The 17,865-nt window shown below is 75.2% G+C and carries 13 protein-coding genes; 8 read left to right on the forward strand and 5 right to left on the reverse strand.

All coding sequences use genetic code 11. The annotated features are described in order from the left end of the window. Nucleotides 1-106: 106 nt before the first annotated feature. From ACI79W_RS02345 to ACI79W_RS02355, 3 genes are all read left to right on the forward strand, one after another. Nucleotides 107-1,510 (forward strand): NAD(P)H-quinone dehydrogenase, encoded by a 1,404-nt coding sequence (locus ACI79W_RS02345; protein WP_456560462.1) that lies wholly within the window; start codon nt 107-109, stop codon nt 1,508-1,510. Between the two features lie 104 nt (nt 1,511-1,614). Next, a complete protein-coding gene (locus tag ACI79W_RS02350) occupies nt 1,615-3,336 on the forward strand; it encodes a reprolysin-like metallopeptidase (protein ID WP_456560463.1) in 1,722 nt (573 codons plus the stop codon). Between the two features lie 78 nt (nt 3,337-3,414). Then, a complete protein-coding gene (locus ACI79W_RS02355) occupies nt 3,415-5,766 on the forward strand; it encodes a reprolysin-like metallopeptidase (protein WP_456560464.1) in 2,352 nt (783 codons plus the stop codon). A 66-nt stretch (nt 5,767-5,832) separates the two neighbouring features. Here the strand turns inward: ACI79W_RS02355 and ACI79W_RS02360 are convergent, their stop codons facing one another. From ACI79W_RS02360 to ACI79W_RS02375, 4 genes are all read right to left on the reverse strand, one after another. Next, nucleotides 5,833-7,596: an acetyl/propionyl/methylcrotonyl-CoA carboxylase subunit alpha gene (locus tag ACI79W_RS02360; protein ID WP_456560465.1), complete on the reverse strand. Its 1,764-nt coding sequence runs from the start codon at nt 7,594-7,596 to the stop codon at nt 5,833-5,835. An 80-nt stretch (nt 7,597-7,676) separates the two neighbouring features. Further along, complete coding sequence (locus ACI79W_RS02365; RefSeq protein WP_456560466.1) at nt 7,677-8,285, reverse strand: Maf family protein; 609 nt, start codon at nt 8,283-8,285, stop codon at nt 7,677-7,679. After that, nucleotides 8,282-8,497 carry an acyl-CoA carboxylase subunit epsilon gene (locus tag ACI79W_RS02370; RefSeq protein ID WP_456560467.1) on the reverse strand — a complete coding sequence of 72 codons (216 nt, stop codon included), beginning with the start codon at nt 8,495-8,497 and terminating at the stop codon, nt 8,282-8,284. Before ACI79W_RS02370 ends, ACI79W_RS02365 begins: the two co-directional genes overlap by 4 nt. Then, nucleotides 8,494-10,122, reverse strand: a complete 1,629-nt coding sequence (locus ACI79W_RS02375) for an acyl-CoA carboxylase subunit beta (RefSeq protein ID WP_456560468.1) — start codon at nt 10,120-10,122, stop codon at nt 8,494-8,496. The genes ACI79W_RS02370 and ACI79W_RS02375 overlap by 4 nt, the downstream gene beginning before the upstream one ends. A gap of 107 nt (nt 10,123-10,229) precedes the next feature. On the opposite strand from ACI79W_RS02375, the gene ACI79W_RS02380 reads away from it, so the two are divergent. The 5 genes from ACI79W_RS02380 to ACI79W_RS02400 all read left to right on the forward strand — a co-directional run bounded on the left by ACI79W_RS02380 (nt 10,230) and on the right by ACI79W_RS02400 (nt 17,247). Beyond that, nucleotides 10,230-11,060, forward strand: a complete 831-nt coding sequence (locus ACI79W_RS02380; protein WP_456560469.1) for a biotin--[acetyl-CoA-carboxylase] ligase — start codon at nt 10,230-10,232, stop codon at nt 11,058-11,060. 123 nt (nt 11,061-11,183) lie between these two features. Then, nucleotides 11,184-12,431 (forward strand): acyltransferase family protein, encoded by a 1,248-nt coding sequence (locus ACI79W_RS02385; protein WP_456560470.1) that lies wholly within the window; start codon nt 11,184-11,186, stop codon nt 12,429-12,431. 56 nt (nt 12,432-12,487) lie between these two features. Beyond that, a complete protein-coding gene (locus ACI79W_RS02390) occupies nt 12,488-13,063 on the forward strand; it encodes a PH domain-containing protein (protein ID WP_456560471.1) in 576 nt (191 codons plus the stop codon). A gap of 78 nt (nt 13,064-13,141) precedes the next feature. Continuing rightward, entirely contained in the window at nt 13,142-14,290 is a 1,149-nt protein-coding gene (locus ACI79W_RS02395) for an exonuclease SbcCD subunit D (protein WP_456560472.1), read from the forward strand. Further along, on the forward strand, nt 14,287-17,247 hold the full coding sequence (locus ACI79W_RS02400) for an AAA family ATPase (protein ID WP_456560473.1): 2,961 nt from the start codon (nt 14,287-14,289) through the stop codon (nt 17,245-17,247). The genes ACI79W_RS02395 and ACI79W_RS02400 overlap by 4 nt, the downstream gene beginning before the upstream one ends. 39 nt (nt 17,248-17,286) lie before the next feature. Here ACI79W_RS02400 and ACI79W_RS02405 read toward each other — a convergent pair whose 3' ends face one another. Continuing rightward, nucleotides 17,287-17,793 carry a GtrA family protein gene (locus ACI79W_RS02405; protein WP_456560474.1) on the reverse strand — a complete coding sequence of 169 codons (507 nt, stop codon included), beginning with the start codon at nt 17,791-17,793 and terminating at the stop codon, nt 17,287-17,289. Nucleotides 17,794-17,865: the final 72 nt, after the last annotated feature.

Below are 17,865 nucleotides of genomic sequence, written 5' to 3' on the forward strand. Positions count from 1 at the left end.
AGCCTAACCAGGCGGCCCCGCCGGGCGGGAACGGGCGGTGGGGCCGATCCGGGCCGCGCCGGGGACAATGGCGTGGACGGACCGATCGGCAACGGAAGATGGAGCCATGACCCGCATCGTCATCATCGGTGGTGGCCCGGCCGGCTACGAGGCCGCGCTGGTCGCCGCGCAGCTCGGTGCGCAGGTCACCGTCATCGAGCGCGACGGCATCGGCGGCGCCAGCGTGCTCACCGACTGCGTCCCCTCGAAGGCCCTGATCGCGGCGGCCGGCGCGATGACGTCGGTGCGCGACTCCGCCGTCCTCGGCGTGCACGGCGCCGAGCTCGCGGCCGTGAGCCTCGACCTGCCCGCTGCCAACCAGCGGGTGAAGAACCTCTCGATGGCGCAGTCGGCCGACATCCACGCGCGCCTGGACGCCGAGGGGGTGCGGATCGTCGCCGGGCAGGGCCGGCTCGCCGACGACGAGCCGGGCCTGGCGGCGCACGCGGTGCAGGTCCTCGACGACGACGGCGCCGTCACGGAGGAGATCGAGGGCGACGTCGTCCTCATCGCCACCGGCGCCGACCCGCGCGTGCTGCCCGGGGCCGAGCCCGACGGCGAGCGGATCCTCGACTGGCGCGACGTCTACGACCTGCAGGAACCGCCGGAGCACCTGGTGGTCGTGGGCTCGGGGGTCACCGGCGCGGAGTTCGCCTCCGGCTACCTGGAGGCCGGGGTGCCGGTCACCCTGGTCTCCTCCCGTGACCGGGTCCTGCCGGGCGAGGACTCCGATGCCGCCGAGGTGCTCGAGCAGGTCTTCCAGTCCCGCGGCGGCCGGCTGGAGCGCGGCCGCGCCGCGGGGGTGACGCGCACGGAGAAGGGCGTCGCCGTCGAGCTCACCGACGGGCGCTCCGTCGAGGGTTCGCACGCCCTCATGACCGTCGGCACGGTGCCCAACACCGCCGGACTGGGCCTGGAGCGGGCCGGCGTGCAGGTGACCGAGTCCGGGCACGTCGTCGTCGACCGGGTGTCCCGGACCTCCGTGCCGGGCATCTACGCGGCCGGCGACGTCACCGGCGTCTTCCAGCTCGCGTCCGTGGCCGCCATGCAGGGCCGGATCGCCATGTGGCACGCCCTGGGCGAGGCGGTCGCGCCGATCAAGCTCAAGACGGTCGCGGCGAACGTGTTCACGCACCCCGAGATCGCGACCGTCGGCGTCCAGGAGAAGTCGCTCGCGGAGAACGCCGACGTCGAGGCTGTGCGGCTGCCGCTGGCGACCAACGCCCGCGCCAAGATGAGCGACCTGCACGACGGGTTCGTGAAGCTCTTCGCGCGGCGGTCGACCGGCGTCATCGTCGGCGGCGTCGTCGTCTCCCCGGGGGCCTCGGAGCTCGTGCTGCCGATCGCGCTCGCCGTCACCAAGGGGCTGACGGTCGACGACCTCGCGCAGACCTTCGCCATCTACCCGTCCCTGTCGGGGTCGATCACCGAGGCGGGGCGCCGCCTCATGGGGGCCGACGACCTGGCCTGACGGCAGCGGGGGTGCCGGGGCGCCTGCGGCGGGTGTGACGGGAGTTCGGCTCAACATCGCCGATCCGGTGCCGATGCGGCCCCGGCCCGCCGAGTCAGGAGTCGATGTCTCCTGACCACGACCTCCGTCGTCCCCGCGGCCGCCGTCGTCAAGCCCGCCCGCTCGGACTGGCCGGTGCCGTGCTCGCCGCCGCGCTCGGCGTGGTCGCGGTGCCCGCGGTGGCCGTCGCGGACAGTGGGGCCGCGGCCACGGTCCGCGGGGAGCTCGTGCACGTCTGGGCGGAGGGTGCCGAGGGGCACCACGCCGAGGGGGCCGACGACGCCACCCGGCTGAGCTGGGTCGCCACGGCCGAGGGAGCGGTGCGCGTCCCGGCCGAGCAGGTGGCCGACGTCCCGGCCGGTGCCACGGTCGAGCTGACCGTCGGCCGGGCCGTCGAGGACGAGGCGAGCGCCGACGGCCACGACCCGGCCCGCACGGTGCTGGAGAGCGACGTCCTCGCCCCGCCGCCGGCTCCCGCGCCGGAGCCGCAGCCCGCACCGCAGAGCGGCCTCACCAACGAGGTGACCGTCGTCATGGTGGCACCGGCAGGGACGAACCCGGACGGCACGCGGCTGCGCGACGTCGTCGCGACGGTCGACGGCCCGGTCGCCCGGTTCTGGTCGGAGCAGACGGGTGGAGCGGTCGCCCTCGGGGTCACGGCCCGGCACGACTGGCTGAGCACGACGGCCGGCTGCGCGGACCCCCAGGCGCTGTGGGACGAGGTCGCCGCGGCCGTCGGGTTCACCGCCGGCCCCGGCAGGCACCTGGTGCTCCGGCTGAGCGGCGAGGCCGCCGGACAGCCGGCCTGCTCGTACGCCCTGGCCCAGGTCGGCGCGTCGCCCGCGTCGGGTGGCCGCCTCTACGTCCGCGACGGCGGAGCCTCGGTGATCGCCCACGAGCTCGGGCACAACTTCGGTCTCGGCCACTCCTCGGGGGAGCAGTGCGACGGCGCGGTGGAGGGCGGCTCCTGCCGCACCGCCGGCTACCGCGACTACTACGACGTGATGGGCGCCTCCTGGGCCCAGCTCGGGTCGTTGAACGCCGTCCAGGCCGCCGCGCTCGGGGGGCTGCCCGGCGACGCCCAGCGCACCGTCTCGGTGGGGGAGGGCGCCACGAGCGTCACCCTGTCGCCGCTGGCCGGCGGCACCGGCCTGCGGGCGCTCCGGCTGGTGGACGCCGAGGGGGTCGCCTACTGGCTCGAGTACCGCGCCGCCACGGGGCGCGACGCCTGGCTCGGCACCCGCGACAACGTCTACCGCCTCGACGTGGGGGTGCTGCTGCGCCGGACGGGTCAGTTCCCCGACACCTCGCTGCTGCTGGACGGGACGCCCGGCCCGGCCGGCCGCTGGGAGGCCGACCTCCAGTTCGCGCTGCCTGCCGGCGTCGCGATCCCGCTGTCCGGGGGTGACTTCACGGTCACCGTGCGCAGCGTCGACGGCAGCGGGGCGGTGCTGGAGGTGGTCCCGGCGGCCCGGCTCGCGACGGCCGCCGCCGCGGTGGACCCCGGCTCCGGCGGCGGGAGCGCCCCCGGGCGCGGCGCGCCGGTCGCGCCGGGCGCGGACGCCCCCCAGGGGAACGGCGTGGCAGCGGAGGAGGCGGGCGAGCCGGCGCCGGCGCCGGCCCCGGTGGTCCACATCGCGGTGCCCCGGCCCACCCTGTCCCTGGAGCCGGCCGCCGACACCTCCAGCTCGGCCGGCGGCCTGCTGGTGCCGGTCGCCGGGACGGTGCTGGGCGGGTCGGCCCTGCTGCTCGTGCGGGTGCTGCGCCGGCACCGCCTCCGCGGGTGACGGGGTCGGCCGACGGGTTCAGTTCCGCCCGGCTCCGGCCGATGCACTGGGGGTAGTCCCCTCGGCCCAGGAGAGCACGTGCGCCTCACCCCCCGTTCCCGACCCCTGCGGGCGTCCGTCCTGGTCGCCGTGGGTGCGGTGGCCCTCACCGTGGCCGCGGCGCCGGCGACGCGGGCGCAGGACGACGCGGCGCCCGCCGGCGCGACCATCGTCGGCGAGCTGGTCCAGGCCTACACGGACCCCGGGCCGCACGACGCGCACGGGGACGGCGGGCAGGACGGCCACGCGGCCCAGGAGCCGGGGGTGCTGAGCTGGATCGACGTCGCCGACGGCGGGTCGGTCCGCGTCCCCACGGAGGACGTGGGAGACATCGAGGTCGGCGCGACCGTCGAGGTGACCGTCGGGGGCGAGGTCCGCGACGAGGCCACCGTGGAGCAGGGCCTCGAGCCGGCCCGCGAGGTGGTCACCGCCGAGGTCGTCGCCGCGGCGGAGCCGGCGGCGAGCACCGTGCCGCACACCAACGGCGTCACCGTGGTGATGGTGCAGCCCGGCGGTGCGCCGCGCGACGGCAGGCTGCTGTCCGACGTCATCGCCGCCGTCGACGGCCCGGTCCGGCAGTTCTGGCAGGAGCAGAGCGACGGCGCGGTCACCGTGGCGGTGACCGGCAGCCACGACTGGATCACCACGACGGCCGGCTGCGCCACCCCGCTCGAGCTGTGGCGGGAGGCGGGCGCCGCGGTCGGCTGGACGGCCGGGGCGGGCAGGCACCTGCTGCTCTACGTGCCCTCCGGTACTCCCGGCTGCGGCTACGGTCTGGGCACGATCGGCTCAGGCATCGGCAGCGGCGGCCGGGTGTACGCCCAGGCCATCACCACCTCGGTGCTCGCCCACGAGCTGGGGCACAACTTCGGTCTCGGGCACTCGTCGGCGGTCCAGTGCGACGGCACCCCGGAGGTCGCGCCGTGCCGGACCGTCGAGTACGACGACATGTACGACGTCATGGGCATCTCGTGGCACCTGGTCGGGACGCTGAACGCCCCGCACGCCGCCCGCCTGGGCCTGCTGCCGTCGGCGGCGCAGCGCTCGGTCTCCGCCACCGGCGCCGGCGGCACCTTCACGCTCGCCCCGATGGGCGGCCGCAGCGGGTTGCGCGTGCTCGTGCTGACCACGGGCACCACGCGCTACTGGGTCGAGTACCGCACCGCCACGGGCCGCGACACCTGGCTGTCCGACCCCGGCGCCAACTACGGCCTGCAGCCGGGGGTCCTCGTCCGCCGCGACGGCCCCGGGCCCACCAGCGATACCTCCCAGCTGCTGGATGGCACCCCGTCGGCGCAGGCGGGGTGGGACGCCGACCAGGGGACGGTCCTGCCGGTCGGGAACCGGATGCACCTCGGTGAGGGGCTCACCGTCGACGTCACCGGCGCCTCGTCGACGGGGGCGACCATCACCGTGCGCACGGCGGCGGACGGGCCGGTCGCTGACAGCCCGATCGCGGTGAGGTACGCGGCGCTGGGCGGGGAGAGCAGCCGGCTCGGGGCGGCCCTCTCCGAGGAGCGGTGCGGCCTGCGCGACGGCGGCTGCCTGCGCACCTACCAGGGCGGCTCGATCTACTGGTCGCCGGTCACCGGGGCCCGGATCGTGGAGGGCGACATCGGGGCGCGGTGGGGGTCGCTGGGTCACGAGGGCGGGTGGCTGCGCTACCCGGTCGGTGACGTCGCGTGCGGCCTCCGGAACGGCGGCTGCTACCAGGTGTTCCAGGGCGGCGCGCTGTACTGGTCGCCCGCGACCGGGGCGAAGGCGGTCAGCGGGTTCCTGTGGTCGCGGTGGGCGTCGCTGGGCTACGAGGGCGGCTGGCTGGGCTACCCGGCCAGTGACGTGCGCTGCGGGCTGCAGGACAGCGGGTGCTACCAGCTCTACCAGGGTGGGGCGCTCTACTGGTCGTCGGCCACGGGTGCCCGCGCGGTGAGCGGGTTCCTGTGGTCGCGGTGGGCGTCGCTGGGCTACGAGGGCGGCTGGCTGGGCTACCCGGCCAGTGACGTGCGCTGCGGGCTGCGGGACGGCGGGTGCTACCAGCTCTACCAGCGGGGTGCCCTGTACTGGTCGTCGGCCACGGGCGCCCGCGCGGTCAGCGGCTACCTGTGGGACCGCTGGGCGGCGACGGGCTACGAGAGCGGCCGGCTGGGATACCCGACGACCGACGTGACGTGCGGGCTGCGCGGTGGCGGCTGCTACCAGATCTACCAGGGCGGGGGCGTCTACTGGTCCGGCAGCAGCGGCGCCTGGATCGTCGAGGGCGCGTTGTGGGGGAGGTGGGCGGCCCTGGGGTACGAGGCGGGGCTGCTGGGTTACCCGGTCTCCGACGTCGTGTGCGTGCCGGACCGCCCCGGGTGCTACCAGCGGTTCCAGGGAGGGACGCTGCACACCTGATCCGGGACGTCGCGAGGGCCCCTCCCCGGGAGACCGGGGACGGGCCCTCGCGCCCTGCGGCTGCGGCTACTCCGCGGCGTCGGCGATGGTGCAGATGACGGCCCCGCTGGTGACCGAGGCGCCGACCTCGGCCGACAGCCCGGTGACCGTGCCGGCCTTGTGCGCGGTGATCGGCTGCTCCATCTTCATCGCCTCGAGCACGACGACCAGGTCACCGGCCTCGACGGTGGCGCCCTCCTCGACGGCGACCTTGACGATGGTCCCCTGCATCGGCGAGGTGAGGGAGTCGCCCGAGGCGGCCGAGCCACCGCCCCCGCCGCCCCGTTTGCGGGGCTTGGCGGCCGCAGCCGGGGCCAAGCCGCCACCGCCGGCGGCGAGCCCTGCGGGCAGCGACACCTCGAGCCGGCGGCCGCCGACCTCAACGACGACGGTCTGCCGCGGCGCGTCCTCGTCCTGACCGGCCGGGGCGGCTGCGTAGGGCGCGACCTGGTTGTCCCACTCGGTCTCGATCCAGCGGGTGTGCACGGTGAACGGCTCGCTGGTGAACGCCCCGTCGCGGACGACGGCGCGGTGGAAGGGGATGACCGTGGGCATGCCCTCGACGACGAGCTCGTCCAGCGCCCGGCGGGCGCGCTGCAGCGCCTCCTCGCGGGTGGCGCCGGTGACGATCAGCTTGGCGAGCATCGAGTCGAACGCCCCGGCGACCTCGCCACCGGTCTCGACGCCGGAGTCCCAGCGCACGCCCGGCCCCTGCGGGATCTCCAGGCGGTTCACCGGACCGGGCGCCGGCATGAAGTTGCGGCCGGCATCCTCGGCGTTGATGCGGAACTCGATGCTGTGGCCGCGGGGCTCCGGGTCCTCGGTGATCTCCAGCGGGAGGCCCTCGGCGATGCGGAACTGCTGGCGGACCAGGTCGATGCCGCTGGTCTCCTCCGACACCGGGTGCTCCACCTGGAGGCGGGTGTTGACCTCGAGGAAGGAGATCGAGCCGTCGGTGCCGACGAGGTACTCGACGGTGCCGGCGCCGTGGTACCCGGCCTCCTTGCAGATCGCCTTCGCCGACTCGTGGATGCGGGCCCGCTGCTCGTCGGTGAGGAAGGGCGCGGGAGCCTCCTCGACCAGCTTCTGGTTGCGCCGCTGGAGCGAGCAGTCGCGGGTGCCGACGACTATCACGTTGCCGTGGGTGTCGGCGAGCACCTGGGCCTCGACGTGCCGGGGCTTGTCCAGGAACCGCTCGACGAAGCACTCGCCGCGGCCGAAGGCGGCGACGGCCTCGCGGACCGCGGAGTCGAACAGCTCGGGGATCTCCTCGATGGTGCGGGCCACCTTGAGGCCGCGACCGCCTCCACCGAAGGCGGCCTTGATCGCCACCGGCAGCCCGTGCTCCTCGGCGAAGGCCACGACCTCGTCGGCGCCGCCGACCGGGTCCTTGGTGCCGGGGACCAGAGGTGCGCCGGCCTTGGTGGCGATGTGCCGCGCGGCGACCTTGTCGCCGAGGTCGATGATCGCCTGCGGGGAGGGGCCGATCCAGGTCAGGCCTGCGTCGAGGACCGCCTGGGCGAAGTCGGCGTTCTCCGAGAGGAAGCCGTAGCCGGGGTGGATGGCGTCCGCGCCGGACTGCTTCGCCGCGTCGAGGATCTTGTCGATCACCAGGTAGGAGTCACCGGGCGTCGTGCCGCCCAGGGCGAACGCCTCGTCGGCGACGCGCACGTGCAGCGCGTCCCGGTCGGGTTCGGCGTAGACCGCCACGCTGGTCAGACCCGCGTCCTTGCACGCGCGGGCCACGCGGACCGCGATCTCGCCGCGGTTGGCGATGAGGACCTTCTGCACCGGTGCTCTCCCTCTTCTGTGGGCCGGTCGAACTCTTGTCGGGTACCGCGCCGGGCGCGGTCGGTGGATCGGCGGGACGCTCAGCGGCGCCAGAGGTCGGTGATCGTCAGGCCGCGCTTGCCGAGCTGGGTGCGCAGGACCGTCAGCGACAGCCCCACCACGGCGGCCGGGTCGCCCTCGACCCGGCGCACGAAGGGAGCGCCGAGCCCGTCGAGGGTGAACGCGCCCGCCACCGCCAGCGGCTCCCCGGTCGCGAGGTACGCCTCGACCTCCGCCGGGGTCGGCTCCGCGAAGTAGACGACGGTGGACGCCACGGCGATGTCCCGGCTGACGACCGCGCCGTCCTGGACGTCGAACAGCGCCTGGCCGGTGTGCAGGATGCCCGAGCGCCCGGCCATCCGGCGCCAGCGGTCCCGGGCCTCTGCCGCGTCCGCGGGCTTGCCCTGCGGCTTGCCGCCGAACTCCAGCAGGGAGTCCGCGCCGATGACGAGCGCGTCCCTCTCGCGCCTGGCGACCGCCGCGGCCTTCGCGGCCGCCAGGACGGCGACCTGCTCGGCCACGCGCGGAGCCGTGTGCGCCGACTCGTCGACCTCGCTGACCACGACCTCGGGCGAGAGCCCGGCCTGCCGGAGCAGGGAGAGCCGGGCCGGCGACGCGGAGGCCAGCACCAGCCGGCGTCCGGCGGTCACGCGAACCTGCCCGCGGCACGCCAGCCACCAGGGCCGGGGCGGAGCCCGCCGCGGTGCGCGTCGCCGTACGACGCCCAGGCACCCACCGGGACGACCCGGCGGCGGGGCCGGCGCTGCGACAGGGCGGCGACGACGACGGTGAGCGCCGCCAGCTCCTCGGCGGAGGGCTCGCCCTTCACCACCCGCAGCAGGGGTGCGGTTGCCTCGGTCACAGCGGGATGTTCCCGTGCTTCTTGGGCGGCAGGGTCTGCCGCTTGTTGGCCAGCACCCGCAGCGCCTTGGTGACCTGGACGCGGGTGTGCGACGGCGGGATGACCGCGTCGACGTACCCGCGGTCCGCGGCGACGTAGGGGTTGGCGAGCGTGTCCTCGTACTCGGCGATCAGCTCCGCGCGCTTGGCGTCCGGGTCCTCGGCCGCGGCCAGCTCCTTGCGGTAGAGGATGCCGACCGCGCCCTGCGCGCCGACCACGGCGATCTGCGCGGTCGGCCAGGCGAGGTTGACGTCGGCGCCCAGGTGCTTGGAGCCCATGACGTCGTAAGCACCGCCGTAGGCCTTGCGGGTGATGACCGTGACCTTCGGGACGGTGGCCTCGGCGTAGGCGTAGATCAGCTTCGCCCCGCGCCGGATGATGCCCTCCCACTCCTGCGACGTCCCGGGCAGGAAGCCGGGCACGTCGACGAAGGTCAGCACCGGGATGTTGAAGGCGTCGCAGGTGCGCACAAAGCGGGCGGCCTTCTCGCTGGCGTCGATGTCCAGCGTGCCGGCGAACTGGGTGGGCTGGTTGGCCACGACGCCGACCGGGCGGCCCTCGACGCGGCCGAAGCCGATGAGGATGTTCGGCGCGAACAGCGGCTGCACCTCGAGGAACTCGCCGTCGTCGAGCACGTGCTCGATGACGGTGTGCATGTCGTAGGGCGTGTTCGCCGAGTCCGGGACGAACGTGTCGAGCTCGCGGTCCTCGTCGGTCAGCGCGTCCGGGAGGACGGTCTCGACGGGCGCCATCTCGACCACCGGCAGCGGGTCGAGGTTGTTGCTCGGCAGGTAGGAGAGCAGCGCCTTCACGTAGTCCAGGGCGTCGTTCTCGTCCTCGGCCAGGTAGTGGGCGACACCGGACCTGGTGTTGTGCGTCCGCGCGCCGCCGAGCTCCTCGAGGGTGACATCCTCGCCGGTCACCGTCTTCACGACGTCGGGACCGGTGATGAACATCTGGCTGGTCTTGTCGACCATCACGATGAAGTCGGTGAGAGCGGGGGAGTAGACGTGCCCGCCCGCAGCCGGGCCCATCACCAGCGAGATCTGCGGGATGACGCCGGAGGCGTGCACGTTCCGCTGGAAGATCTCGCCGTAGAGGCCGAGGGAGACCACGCCCTCCTGGATGCGCGCGCCGCCACCCTCGTTGATGCCGACGACCGGGCAGCCGTTCTTGATGGCGAAGTCCTGGACCTTGACGATCTTCTCGCCGTAGACCTCGCCGAGGCTGCCGCCGAAGACGGTGACGTCCTGGGAGAAGATCGCCACCGGCCGGCCGTCGACGGTGCCGTAGCCGGTGACGACGCCGTCACCGAACGGGCGCTTCTCCGCCATGCCGAAGTTGGTCGACCGGTGCCGGGCGAACTCGTCGAACTCGGTGAACGAGCCCGGGTCCAGCAGGGCCTCGATTCGTTCGCGGGCGGTCATCTTGCCCGCGGCGTGCTGCTTCTCCACCGCCCGCTCGGAGCCCGCGTGCACGGCCTCCTGCACCCGCCGCTCGAAGTCGGCGAGCTTCCCTGCGGTCGTGTGGATGTCGACGTCGTCGGGGACGTGCTCCCCGGCGCTCTCCAGTTCGGCGGCACTCACGCGGTCTCGGTCTCCTCGCTGGCGCTCGACGGCCGCCGTGGCGGCACGGTGCTCGGGCGTGATCTGGCGGTCCCGATCACGGGCCGTAGCGTAAGGGAGTGCCCGACATGCCTTCATCCCGATGGTCGGATCTCACACGCCCGGGACTGGACGCCGAGGCCCTGGGGTCGGCGCTGACGCGCGACAGCGCCCTGTGGCGGTCGCTCGAGGTGGTCGAGGAGATCGGCTCGACCAACGCCGCCCTGGCCGCTGCGGCGGCGGACGACGCCCCTGAGGGCACCGTCCTGGTCGCCGAGCACCAGGTCACCGGACGCGGTCGGCTGGACCGGTCGTGGACCTCCCCGCCGCGGGCCGGCCTGACGGTCTCCTTCCTGCTGCACCCCGACGTGCCGGCGGCGCGGCGCGGCTGGCTGCCGCTGCTGACGGGGGTGGCCCTCGCCGAGTCGGTGCGGGAGGTCGCCGGGGTGCTGGCCACCGTCAAGTGGCCGAACGACCTGCTCGCGCGCGACGGGCGGAAGCTCGCCGGGATCCTGGCCGAGGCGGTGACCCGGCCGGGCGGTCCGGCCGTCGTCGTCGGGGTCGGCCTGAACGTCTCGACGACCGCGGCAGAGCTCCCGGAGACCGGGACGTCCCTCTCGGTCGTCACCGGGGGGGCCGTCGACCGCGGCCCGGTGCTCCTGGCCTTCCTGCGCGCCTTCGAGCGGCGCTACCGCGGCTGGGTCGAGGCGCTGGGCGACCCGGTGGTATCCGGCCTGGCGCGCGACTACCTGGCGTGGTCCTCGACGGTGGGCAGCACCGTGGAGGTGACGATGCCCGACGGCTCCGCGCTCGTCGGGAGGGCGCGCGCGGTCGACTGGGACGGCCGGCTCGTCGTCGACTCGGTCGACGGCACGGTGGAGCTGGCGAGCGGGGACGTGCGACACGTGCGCATGCGCTGATCGTGCGCAAATCGTTACGGACAGGTACCTTCGTCCGGGTGTGAGTACTCCGGCTGCTTCCCAGCAGGCCGTGCGCGGCACGTCATGCACCACCTGACGCACCCACGAACGGACACCCATCCGATGCCCCGACTCGACATCCCCGACCTCGGTCGGGAGCCGACGTCACCGCTCAAGGGTGAGATCCGTGCCCTGACCGGGTTGCGCTTCGTCGCCTCGATCGTCGTCGTGGCGCTGCACCTGAGCTACGCCCCGGCACCGACCTTCACCGGGCTGCTGGCGCCGTTGGCCCCGCTCGTGCGGGCGGGGTGGCTCGGGGTCGACCTCTTCTTCGTGCTCAGCGGGTTCGTCATCGCGCTCAACTACACGGCGCACATGGGGCGGGGCTTCGGGGCGCGGAAGTCCTACGTCTTCCTCTGGGCCCGCATCACGCGGATCTGGCCGACCTTCGCCCTCGTGACCGTTCTCTTCGGTGCCTGGCTGTGGGTCCGCGCCTGGTTCGACGACAACCCCTCCTTCCAGTCGGTGCAGCCGCAGCTGTCCCTGCCGCACCTGGCCGAGCAGCTGCTCATGGTTCAGCAGTGGCACCGGCCGTACTTTCCCGGCGCCTCCTACGTGGGCCCGGGCTGGTCGGTCAGCGCCGAGTGGCTGGCCTACTGCGCCTTCCCGCTGCTCGCGCTGGTCCTGTGGCGCATGCGGCGGCTCCCGGCGATCGCCGCCGGCTCGCTGGCCCTGCTGTGCTTCGCGCCCTTCGTCGTGCACAACCTCGTGGCCGGCACCGCGGGCTTCCCCTACCAGTGGTTGGCGCGCATCGCGGCGGGGTTCCTCGCCGGCGCCCTCACCTGCCTGGCCGTCCAGCGGCTCGGCGTGAACCCGAGATCGGGTGCCGTGGCGGCCAGGGTGGCGGCAGTGACCGGCTTCCTGGTCGTGGTCGGCATCTACGCGACCGACCGCTGGGGAGTCGCCACCGGCGGGGACTACCAGGGGCTGGTCGTCGTCCTCTTCCCGCTGCTCGTGGGTTCCCTGGCCCTGGCCCGCGGGCGCACCAGCGAGGTGCTCGGCTCACGGCTCCTGGTGCACGGCGGCCGGATCTCCTACGCGCTCTACCTCGTGCACTACTGCGTCTTCGAGATCGTGTGGACCATCATGCTCTCCGTCCCCCTGCTCGGTCCCGGGCGGGCGGGAGGATCGCTCCTCGTCGTGCTCTCCGCACCGCTGGCGCTGGTGCTCGCGCACCTGCTCTACACCCGTGTCGAGGAGCCGGCTCGCCGGCGCATGCGGAAGTTCGGGCCGCGGACGGCCGAGGACGCGTCGACGGGGGCCCGCCGCCCGGTCGGTGACCGGGCACGGCCGGTGCACGCGACCGGCTGATCCCGAGGGCCGCGCCGCACCCCGGCAACCGTGCCGCGGTGCGTCATCCTGGTCCCGTGCCGTACCCGGACAAGCTGCTCGCCGATGACGAAGAGGTCGTCCGCCACCTGCACCCGCACTGGCTGACGGTCTTCTGGCCGGTCGTGTTCTTCCTGCTCGTCGTCGGCGGGGCGTCGTTCGGTGCCGCCCTGGTCCCCCCGGGACGGCAGCAGGGGATCTACCGGCTGGCGATCGTGTGCGTCGCCGTCGTGCTGCTGCTGTTCCTCGTCGTCGTCCCCCTGTTCCGCTGGCGGACGACGCACTACGTGGTGACGACGCACCGGCTGCTGTTCCGCGCGGGGATCCTGGCCCGCCGCGGGCGCGACCTGGGGCTGTCCCGCATCACCGACGTCTCCTACACCCAGTCGCTGTGGGAGCGGATCATCAACTCCGGCACGCTGACCATCGAGACCGCCGGCGACGGCGGCCCCACGGTGCTGCACCAGATCCCCGACAGCGACGGGGTGCAGCAGCTCCTCAACGTCATGGTCGAGGAGGACGCCGAACGACGGGCCCGGGAGAACGCCGGGTACATCCGCGGCGAGGACGGCTGGCCCCCGGAGGGCGGCTGGCGGTCCACCGAGGTGCTCTGACCGCGCGACCGCATGTGACGGGTCCGTCACGGCGCGCCTCGGCGGTTCTGTCGGACCCCCTCTCTACCTTCTGCGCCCATGCGGCTGCTGCACACCTCCGACTGGCACATCGGCCGCACCCTGCACGGCACCGACCTGCTCGCCGAGCAGGAGGAGGTGCTGGGCGGGCTGGCTGCCGTCGTCGCGAGCGAGCGGGTGGACGTCGTCGTCGTCGCCGGTGACGTCTACGACCGGGCCGTGCCCTCCGCCGACGCCACGGCGGTGCTGGACCGGGTCGTCGGCCGGCTGCTGGGCACCGGTGCGCAGGTCGTGCTCACCCCCGGCAACCACGACTCGGCGCGGCGGCTCGGCACGTTCTCGGGGCTGCTGAGCGCGGCCGGCCTGCACGTGCGCGCGGCGACGGCGCGGCTGGACGAGCCGGTCCTGCTGGCCGACGAGCACGGCGAGGTGGCCGTCTACGGCATCCCCTACCTGGAGCCCGAGGTGGCCCGGCACGAGCTCGGCACCCCCGGCGCCCGCGGGCACGAGGCGGTGCTGCGCGAGGCGATGGACCGGGTGCGCGCCGACCTCTTCCTCCGCCCCGGGGTGCGCTCGGTGGTGCTCGCCCACGCCTTCGTCGGGGGCGGGGTGGCCAGCGACAGCGAGCGGGACATCTGCGTCGGCGGCGTCGATCTGGTGCCGGGCACGGTCTTCGACGGCGTCGACTACGTGGCGCTCGGGCACCTGCACCGCCCGCAGACCCTCACCCCGCGGATGCGCTACAGCGGCTCACCGCTGGCCTACTCCTTCGGCGAGGCCGGGCAGCAGAAGCAGGCCTGGCTCGTCGAGCTCGACAGCGCCGGGGTCGCCGGTGTGCGCCCGGTCCCGCTGCCCACCCCGCGGCCGCTGAGCGTGCTCACCGGCACGCTGGAGAAGCTGCTCGCCGACCCGGTGCACGAGGCGGCTGAGCAGCACTTCGTCTCCGCCCGGCTCACCGACCCGGCGCGGCCGGCCGACCCCATGCGCCGGTTGCAGACCCGGTTCCCGCACTGCGTGCACCTGGACTGGACGGGGGCCGGGGCGTCGTCCGGGGGCGGCAGCTACCAGGAGCGGATGCGGGGCCGTAGCGCCCTGGAGGTCGCCGGCGAGTTCGTCAGCGCGGTCCGCGGCGTCCCGGCCACCGCGGCCGAGCGGGAGCTGCTGGCCCGGGCGCTCGGCGCCGCCGACCGCGAGGAGGCGGCCCGATGAGGCTGCACCGGCTGTCCCTGACGGCGTTCGGCCCCTTCGCGGGCACGGTCGAGGTCGACCTCGACGAGGTCGGCCGCGACGGGCTCTTCCTGCTGTGGGGGCCGACGGGCGCGGGCAAGACCACGCTGCTGGACGGGGTCGTGTTCGCCCTCTACGGGCGCGTCCCCGGTGCCCGAGGGGAGGAGAAGCGGCTGCGCAGCGACCACGCGGACGCCGCCACGCGCACCGAGGTCAGCTGCGAGCTCACCCTCGGGGAGGAACGGCTCCGCGTCGTGCGGCGGCCGGAGCAGCAGCGGCCGAAGAAGCGCGGGGAGGGCTGGGCGACCGAGCAGGCCAAGCTGGTGGTCTCCCGGCTCAGCGACGGCGGGTGGGAGCCGGTCAGCACGCGTATCGACGAGGGCTCCGAGCACCTGCGCACGCGGCTCGGGCTCGACGTGCACCAGTTCTGCCAGGTGGTGCTGCTGCCGCAGGGCGACTTCGCGCGGTTCCTGCGGGCCGAGCCTGAGCACCGCACCGAGCTGCTCCGCACGCTGTTCGACGTCGACCGGTACGCCCGCGCCGAGGAGTGGCTGGCCGACGAGCGCACGGCGCTCCGCGCCCGCACCGAGGACGCCCGCCACCAGCTGGGCACCCTCCTGGACCGCGTCGCCCAGGCCGCCGACGTCGAGGTCCCCGAGGAGCTGGCCCCCGAGCTGGTGGGCGCGGGCGCGGGGGGCGGCGTGCTCCGCTGGGTGGCGGAGGTGCGGGCCACCGCGCGGGTGCGGCTCGCGTCGGCGACCGATCGGGCCGACGCGGCTGCCGCGGAGGTGGCCACCGCGGACGCCGAGCTCGCAGAGGCCCGTGCGCTGGCCGCTCGGCACGCCCGACGGGACCAGGCGGTCGGTGAGCTCGCCGACCTCGAGCGGCGGGAGCGGGCGCTCGCACCCCTGCGGGCCGAGCGCGACGCCGGCCGCCGGGCCGAACCGCTGCGGGACGTGCTGGACGCCGCGCGCGCGGCCGGTCGTGCGGCCGAGCGCGCCGCCGCCGGTCTGGCGGACGCCGTCGCGGCGTGGCAGCCGGTCGCCGGGGGCCGCCCGGCCGACGGGGTGGCGGCGCGCGAGCTGCGGGACCGGGCCGCCGAGGCGCGGGCGCTGCTCCCCGAGGTCGACCGCGCCCGTGCCCTGGAGGCGTCCGTCACCGCGCTCGCCCGGCAGGTCAGCGAGCTGACCGACCGGTGCACGGCGGGGGAGCAGGACGTCGCCGACCTCCCGGAGCTGCTCGCCAGGCAGGAGCAGGAGGTCACCCGGGCACGAGCGGCCGCCGCGGAGCTGCCGGGTCTGCGTGCGTCGCTGGAGTCCGCGGAGGCGGCCCTGGTCGCCGGGCGCGCGGCGGTGGACCTGGACGGGACGCTCCAGGCGCTGCGCGAGGAGGCGGCCCGGGCGCGGGACGTCCGGGCCGACGCCCGGGAGCGGTGGCTGGACCTGCGTGCCCGCAGGCTGGACGGGATGGCGGCCGAGCTCGCGGCCGGGCTCACCGACGGTGCCGACTGCCCGGTGTGCGGCGCCGTCGAGCACCCGCGCCCGGCCGCACCGGGCGGCGAGCGCGTCACAGCCGCCGACGAGGACGCCGCCCGGGCGCTCGCCGACGAGGCGGAGGTGGAGCTCACCGCGGCGACCGGCCGGCTCGAGGCCGCGGAACGCGAGCTCGCCGGCCTGCGGGCGCGCGCCGGTGAGCTGCCGACGGAGGAGCAGGCGGCCCGGGTCACGGAGCTGACCGCGGCCGTGCGCACGGCGACCGGCCTGGCCGTGGGGCTCCCCCCGGCCGAGGCCCGCCTGCGGGAGCTGGTCGGCCGACGGGAGGAGGCGGCCGCCCGCCTCGGCGCGGACCGCGAGGAGCTGCGCGCCCGGACCGCCGAGCACGATGCCCTGGCCGCCGGCCTGGCGGAGCTGACGTCGCGGCTGACCGCCGCGCGGGGGGACGACCCCGGCCTGGCCGCCCGGGTCGCCCGGCTGTCGGTGGCCGCGGAGGCGTGCGAGGCGGTCCTAGCCGCGGAGGCGGAGGAGCTGCGCGCCCGCGCCGAGGCGGACGCAGCCCGCCGGGGCGCGGACGAGCGCGCCCGCGCCGCCGGGTTCGACGACGTCCCCGCCGCGGAGTCGGCGGTGGCCGGACCCGGTCGCCTGGCCGAGCTGGACCGGCGGCTCGACGGGCACGACCAGCGCGTGGCCGTCCTGCGGGCCCAGCTGGCCGAGCCGGAGCTCGCGGACCTCGCCGCCCGCCCCGACCTCGAGGCGCTCGAGAGCCGCTGCGCCGGCAGCTCCCGCCGGCGGGAGGAGGCGGTGTCCGACCTGGAGCAGGCGCGCCGCTGCACGGGCTCGCTGGAGGACCTGGTGGGGCGGGTGAGCGCGGCCGAGCTGACGCTGGCGGAGCTGCGCGCCTGGAGCGACCAGGTCACCGCGCTGGCCGACCTGGCCCACGGCCGGGGGGCGAACGCGCGCCGGATGCGGCTGCAGTCGTTCGTGCTGGCCGCACGCCTGGAGCAGGTCGCCGAGGTGGCCAGCCGGCGGCTGCTGGACATGTCGGGCGGCCGGTACGCCTTCCTGCACAGCGACGCGCAGGGCCGCCACGGTGCCCGCGGTGGCCTCGGGCTGGACGTGTTCGACGAGTACACCGGGGCGCGCCGGCCCACCAAGACCCTCTCGGGCGGGGAGAGCTTCATGGCCTCGCTCGCCCTCGCCCTGGGGCTCGCCGACGTGGTCACCGCCGAGACCGGCGGCGTCCGGATCGACACCCTTTTCGTGGACGAGGGCTTCGGCACCCTCGACGTGCAGGCGCTCGACGCGGTGATGACGGTGCTGGACGAGCTCCGCCGCGGCGGCCGCACGGTCGGCGTCATCAGCCACCTCGAGGAGCTGCGCACGCGCATCCCCACGCGGCTCGAGGTGGTCGCCGGGCGCAACGGGTCCCGGCTGGCCGGCTGAGCGGCAGCCGCATCCGTCGCGCCGGACCCGGCGAGGCAGCTAGGAGGCCTGCCCGGGCGCGGGCCCCCGTGCCGATGCCATCACCGGGGCGGTCGGCGAGGTCCGGGCCGCCGGGAAGACCCAGCGCCGGTAGACGAGCCAGCGGATCAGCGTCCCGGTCGCGATCGCCCCGACGTTCGCCAGCTGGAGCACCAGCGCCGAGTCCTGGCCCAGCGGGTACCGGACGATTCCCACGATCGCGAGGCTCAGCAGCAGGGTGCCCGCGTTGACCACGAGGAACCGCGCGTACTCGCGCCCCAGCCCCGTGCGCGCCCGCGCCGAGAAGGACCAGAACCGGTGGCCGAGGAAGGCCAGCGTCGTCGCGACCAGGCCGGCGATCAGCTTCGAGGTGACCGCCCCGAGACCGACGGCGGCGTACAGCAGCTGGAACAGACCGAGGTCGACGAGGAAGCAGGTCACGCCCACGACGCCGAACGCGCCGAGCTCGCGCGCCAGCAGGCGTCCACCGTCGCGCACGAACCGGCGCAACCGCTCGACGAGGCCCACCCCAGCACTGTACGAAGGCCCCGGTCCCGGTGCGCCCGACGCGCGCCCGGCGGCCGCCGCTAACCTGCGGGC

Source organism: Blastococcus sp. SYSU DS0533, from assembly GCF_054050775.1.